Below are 4,602 nucleotides of genomic sequence, written 5' to 3'. Positions count from 1 at the left end.
GCGGTTGCTGCCTAGGGGCCTTCGAGCAGGCCGTCGCGCACCCGCACCAGGTGGTTGGCCCGGGCGGCGATCTCGCCGCTGTGGGTGACGAGGATGACCGTCTTCCCCTGGCGGTTGAGCTCCTCGAGCACCGCCATCACCTCGGCCTCGGCGCTGGAGTCGAGGTTGCCCGTCGGCTCGTCCATCAGCAGCACCGGCGGGTCGTTGGCCAGGGCCCGGGCGATCGCCACCCGCTGCTGCTGGCCGCCGGAGAGCTGCCCCGGCTTGGCGTCGGCCTTCTCGGCCAGCTGTACCAGGGCCAGCAGTTCGTCGGCCCGCTGCCGCTGGCGCGCCTCGCCGACGCCGGCGAGCATCAGGGCGGTCTCGATGTTCTCCCGGGCGGTGAGGTTCTGCAGCAGGTTGAAGAACTGGAAGACGAAGCCGATCTTCTCGGCGCGCAGCGCCGCCAGCGCCTTCTCTCCCAGGCCGGCGATCTCCTGGCCGTCGATATGGACAGAACCGCCGGAGGGGCGGTCGAGGGCGCCGATGAGGTGCATCAGGGTCGATTTGCCGTGCCCCGAGGGGCCGACGATGCAGGTGAAGCTCCCCCGGGGAATTTCAAGATCCACGCCGCGCAGCGCCCGGGTCAGGGTCGCTCCGCGGCCGTACTCCTTGGTCAGGTTCTCGGTTCGGATGATGGCATCACTCATAGCTGATCGCCTCCACGGGAGAGAGTTTGGCTGCCTTCCAGGCCGGGTAGAGCCCGGAAACCATGGCGACCAGGGTCGAGAAGAGGACGGCGCCGGCGAGCAGCAGCGGGTCGACGCTGGTCTGCGTCCCCTTGATGAAGGAGGTGGCGGCGTTCTGGCTGATGTAGGGGGCCGCCACGAAGGAGACCGCCGTCCCCAGCAGGGCGCCGCCGATGCCGCCGAGCAGCCCGTAGATCCCCGATTCGAGCAGGAAGAGCCGGAAGATGGTGGCCCGGCGCGCCCCCATCGCCTGGAGGATGCCGATCTCCCGCTTGCGTTCGTAGGTGGCGGTCATCATGGTGTTGACGATGCCGAAGGCCGCCGCCAGGATGGCGACCGCCGCGATCAGCTGCAGGGTGATGTTGACGGTGCCGACGATGGAGAGGACCGAGCTGAGCATCTGCTTGTCCGAAACCACGCCAAGGCTCACCTGCTCCTTGATTTTGCTGGCGTAGAGGTCCACTTCGTCGAGGCGCTCGACCCGCACCGCCACGTAGGAGACCAGGTCCTTCTGCTGGTAGAGGCGCTGGGCGGCCGGCAGGCTCAAAAAGACGGTCAGGTCATCCTTGCCGCCGGTCTCCGCCAGCACCCCGAGAACCGGGATCAGCGTCCCCCGCACGCGCACCTGCGAACCGGGAGACAGTCCGAACTGCTCGGCCAGCACCGCGCCGAGCACCGCCCCTTCGTCGTCCTCGGTCGGGAAGTAGCTCCCGGCCGTGAGCTCCCACCCCTTGAAGGCCCTGGTCTCGGCCGGCAGGATGCCCATCACCGAGACGGGACGGTTGTCGATCGCCGAACGCTCGGCCAGGTAGGGGATGGCCTGCATCCCCTCGATGGCGCGGATCGCCGCCACCTCCTCGGCGCTGATGTTGGTCGGCAGCTGCTCGCCGGTGAGGATGGAGACCTGCTCGTAGGCGCAGCTTCCCTTCGGGGTCACCACCAGGTTCGCCCCCAGCGCCGCCGACTCCCGCTCGATCTGGGCTTTGAGGCTGCCGCCCAGCGCCATGAAGGTGACGAAGCTGGCCATGCCGATGACGATGCCAAGAAGGGTGAACACGAAGCGGCCCCGCCGCCGGGTGATGTTTCTGAAAACCAGTCTCCCTGGTGTCATCGTGCCCCTCCGAGCGGATGCTGGGCCAGAACCTCGACCCGTTCGGCCAGCAGCACCTGCCCCATGGGGGCTGCGGTGAAGCTGCCGGAAACCTTCACCTCGGCGCCGACCTTCGGCATCGCGCCGTTGATCTTGACCGGCAGCAGCACCTTCTTGCAGTTGGGGGTGGTGCACTGGAGTTCCTTCTTGTCCATGATCCCGGCGATGGTGGCGTCGGTCTGGGCGAAGCCATAGACGATCCCGACCACGGTGATGTCGCCGCTGAAGGCGCCGGGATCGGAGACCACGTCGTTGACCTGGAGGAGAGTCGCCTCGTTCTTGCAGCCGGTGACAAGGGCGAAGACGGCGAGAAGTGCGAAAGACAGCAGCAGATTACGGATAATGGAATTCATGATTCATGCTCCGAAAAGATTATGGTTGCGTTAAGAGTCTGCCATGCCGGACAGAGTGCACGCAGAGGCGCACCACGCCGCAGAGGCCGGCAGGTCGAGTGGGACTCAGGGGGTTGCGGAGAATCTAGACTGGTTCAGGAGGGTAGTCGATGCAGCGGCTGAAGCCGGACGAGGGCCCCGTAGCGAGCCCGCAGAGAGAGGGGTCCGGTTCCCGGGCCGAGGAGACAGGCAGCGGGAGACTGTTGAGGATCGGGACGTTGCAGAGCGGGCAGAAACAGCCGGGGTCGACGCACTCACCTTCGGAGGCGGGGGCCTGCCGGTCAGCCTCCTGCCCGCAGCAGGCGTCGGTCGCGGGCGAACCGGAGAAGGCGGCCGCGACCGAGGCGGCCCCGGACAGGGAGACCAGGGCGAAAAGGAGCACCAGGGGGGCGGCGTATTTCAACAAAGGGCAGAACATCTGTACATGCTATTCGCTCTAGGGGGGAATTGTCAACTGCGCAAACGGCTGAATCCGGACAGCATGCCGCCGCATCAGCCAAAGCGATAAAGGCGTTTGCCATTGCGGTATAGCTCCACGGGACCGTCCTCAGAGACCTTGATCACCGATCCGAAGTGCGATGCGGCGGTAGCAGCGGTGGTGCGGCCCCCTCCGGTGACCAGATGACTGGCCTTCGAGGTATCGACAATCACCCCGGTATCAAGCAGTTCCCCCTTGCGGTTGATCACGGTGAGCCCATCCGAAGAGAGAATCCGGGTCAACTCGCCCGAGCGTTTCAGGGTGCCGATTTTGGTGCCGCGCACATGGCGGATCAACGCCCGGCTCAGGGGATCGCTCCCCCCCACCGAGCCCTTGCGCAGGGCGTCCAGGTCGGTATCATCATTGGCGATCAGAACCACGGTGCCGTGCCGCGCCTTCGACAGGGCATAGATGGACCAGACCAGGTAGTCGATCGATCGTTTTTCCAGGTGCCCGGCAAGAAACCGCCGGTAAATATCCGGATCATAGACGCCCCAGGCGCCCTTGCGCCAGACCAGGACCTGGTCGCTGTCCAGAACGATTTCCACCTCCGACACGTTGTTCACGAAGATGGCAAACGCCCCCTCCCCGGCCTTGGTCAGCAGGGAAAAGATTTCACGGTTGGCCATCTGCTCGATCGAATCACTTGGGCCGGGGGCGTTGGTCTGAATGGTCCCTTTGACATTCATGCGGATATCGCACAGAAAAAGAGCCCGCAGGCCGTCGACAAAACGGTAAGGCAGCGGATTGCGAAAAAAATCACGGGAAATCCGCTGGCGGCTCTCCTCGAGGTCAAGCCAGCCGTAGCGGGTCTTTTCCAAGGCCCCCAGAAAGTCATCGAGCTGGTTGCGGTAAACGAGAAACCCGGTGGTTGCCTGGGATCCTTCGTAGCGCTGGTAAGAGAGGCTTTTCAGCAATTGGATCAGGCTCTGGATGGGCCAGAAGACCCCGGTGCGGTCGCCGCGAATATAACGGGCCACGGCGATATCGGTCAGTGATGTCAGCAGTGCGGTACGAAAGTGGGCGGCATAGCCATCGGCGGAAAACCCGGCGAACAGCCCCTCAAAGGCGGTGAACAGCTCCTGAATAAAACTGTTTTCCGTGGTCGTAAAGGGGAGCTCATGGCGGCGGGCGGCAAACCGGTAGACCACCTCCTCAACCTGAAGATACGCGACGATCTCCTGCGAATTTTGCGGATCGAAAGAGGTGCTCTCCCGCCCCTCGACAACCGCCAGCGAGACCTTCGCCCCGCCGAGAAAATCGCACAAACTGTTTTCGATCGCACTGAACGCTGATTTAGGCATGTCAGTCAAAGAGCCCTATGCATACGAGGTTTCAAGAAAAAATCAATGATACCGAATTCTGCCACCTCTTCGCAAGAAACAACAACACCGACCGAATCCCCCTCCTCAATCAGTGCCGCCAGAACCCCTGCACGCTTCGCAACGACTCTTCTCGATGCCGGTCAACTGGCAGCGGCAGTCAGCGCAGGCGTTGCGCCATTCCGGGTGGCCGGCCGCCCTGGCCCGTTGGCTCGCTTCAAGCCGCAGAACTTCCTGCTCCATCTCTTCGTGGTACTGGTTCTCGAACATTCACGCCTCCTGCCCTAACAATCCGGGGACGTTGTTTAATTGTTCATTTTCTCACAATCCGCAACTCAATACTTCTGTCCGCACTGATCATGACTTCTCCCCTTTTAACGGCATGGCAAACCGCAGAACGGCCCAACCCCAGCAGAGCTCCGACTTCTGTTCCCTTATAGCCGAGGCAGCGCACCCCCAGATAACAGAAAACAGAGCGTGCTTCAACCCTCGTCTTCTCTTTACTCGGCTGCAGCAGAACAGAACGATCCAT

The 4,602-nt window shown here is 63.3% G+C and carries 6 protein-coding genes and 1 pseudogene; all 7 read right to left on the bottom strand.

Annotated elements, in window-relative coordinates; translation table 11 throughout:
- Positions 1-11: 11 nt before the first annotated feature.
- On the bottom strand, positions 12-689 hold the full coding sequence (locus ABYV89_RS14705; RefSeq protein WP_432823687.1) for an ABC transporter ATP-binding protein: 678 nt from the start codon (positions 687-689) through the stop codon (positions 12-14).
- Positions 682-1,839, bottom strand: a complete 1,158-nt coding sequence (locus ABYV89_RS14700) for an ABC transporter permease (protein WP_432823686.1) — start codon at positions 1,837-1,839, stop codon at positions 682-684. The genes ABYV89_RS14705 and ABYV89_RS14700 overlap by 8 nt, the downstream gene beginning before the upstream one ends.
- Positions 1,836-2,231 carry a hypothetical protein gene (locus ABYV89_RS14695; RefSeq protein WP_432823685.1) on the bottom strand — a complete coding sequence of 132 codons (396 nt, stop codon included), beginning with the start codon at positions 2,229-2,231 and terminating at the stop codon, positions 1,836-1,838. Before ABYV89_RS14695 ends, ABYV89_RS14700 begins: the two co-directional genes overlap by 4 nt.
- A 124-nt stretch (positions 2,232-2,355) precedes the next feature.
- A complete protein-coding gene (locus tag ABYV89_RS14690; RefSeq protein ID WP_432823684.1) occupies positions 2,356-2,688 on the bottom strand; it encodes a hypothetical protein in 333 nt (110 codons plus the stop codon).
- Between the two features lie 74 nt (positions 2,689-2,762).
- On the bottom strand, positions 2,763-4,052 hold the full coding sequence (locus ABYV89_RS14685; RefSeq protein WP_432823683.1) for a hypothetical protein: 1,290 nt from the start codon (positions 4,050-4,052) through the stop codon (positions 2,763-2,765).
- A 105-nt stretch (positions 4,053-4,157) separates the two neighbouring features.
- Positions 4,158-4,340: a hypothetical protein gene (locus ABYV89_RS14680; RefSeq protein ID WP_432823682.1), complete on the bottom strand. Its 183-nt coding sequence runs from the start codon at positions 4,338-4,340 to the stop codon at positions 4,158-4,160.
- A gap of 43 nt (positions 4,341-4,383) precedes the next feature.
- Positions 4,384-4,602: pseudogene (locus ABYV89_RS14675) on the bottom strand (hypothetical protein); the annotation flags it as partial.

Source organism: Trichloromonas sp., assembly GCF_041583255.1.
Taxonomy (GTDB): domain Bacteria; phylum Desulfobacterota; class Desulfuromonadia; order Desulfuromonadales; family Trichloromonadaceae; genus Trichloromonas.
The sequence above is the reverse complement of the archived record's forward strand: the minus strand, read 5'-3'. Positions and strand labels throughout refer to the sequence as shown.

Bases quoted from the DNA above. Each gene is read 5' to 3' on its own strand.
- ABYV89_RS14705 (WP_432823687.1), bottom strand. From the start codon at position 689: ATGAGTGATGCCATCATCCGAACCGAGAACCTGACCAAGGAGTACGGC.
- ABYV89_RS14685 (WP_432823683.1), bottom strand. From the start codon at position 4,052: ATGCCTAAATCAGCGTTCAGTGCGATCGAAAACAGTTTGTGCGATTTT.
- ABYV89_RS14700 (WP_432823686.1), bottom strand. From the start codon at position 1,839: ATGACACCAGGGAGACTGGTTTTCAGAAACATCACCCGGCGGCGGGGC.
- ABYV89_RS14690 (WP_432823684.1), bottom strand. From the start codon at position 2,688: ATGTTCTGCCCTTTGTTGAAATACGCCGCCCCCCTGGTGCTCCTTTTC.
- ABYV89_RS14680 (WP_432823682.1), bottom strand. From the start codon at position 4,340: ATGTTCGAGAACCAGTACCACGAAGAGATGGAGCAGGAAGTTCTGCGG.
- ABYV89_RS14695 (WP_432823685.1), bottom strand. From the start codon at position 2,231: ATGAATTCCATTATCCGTAATCTGCTGCTGTCTTTCGCACTTCTCGCC.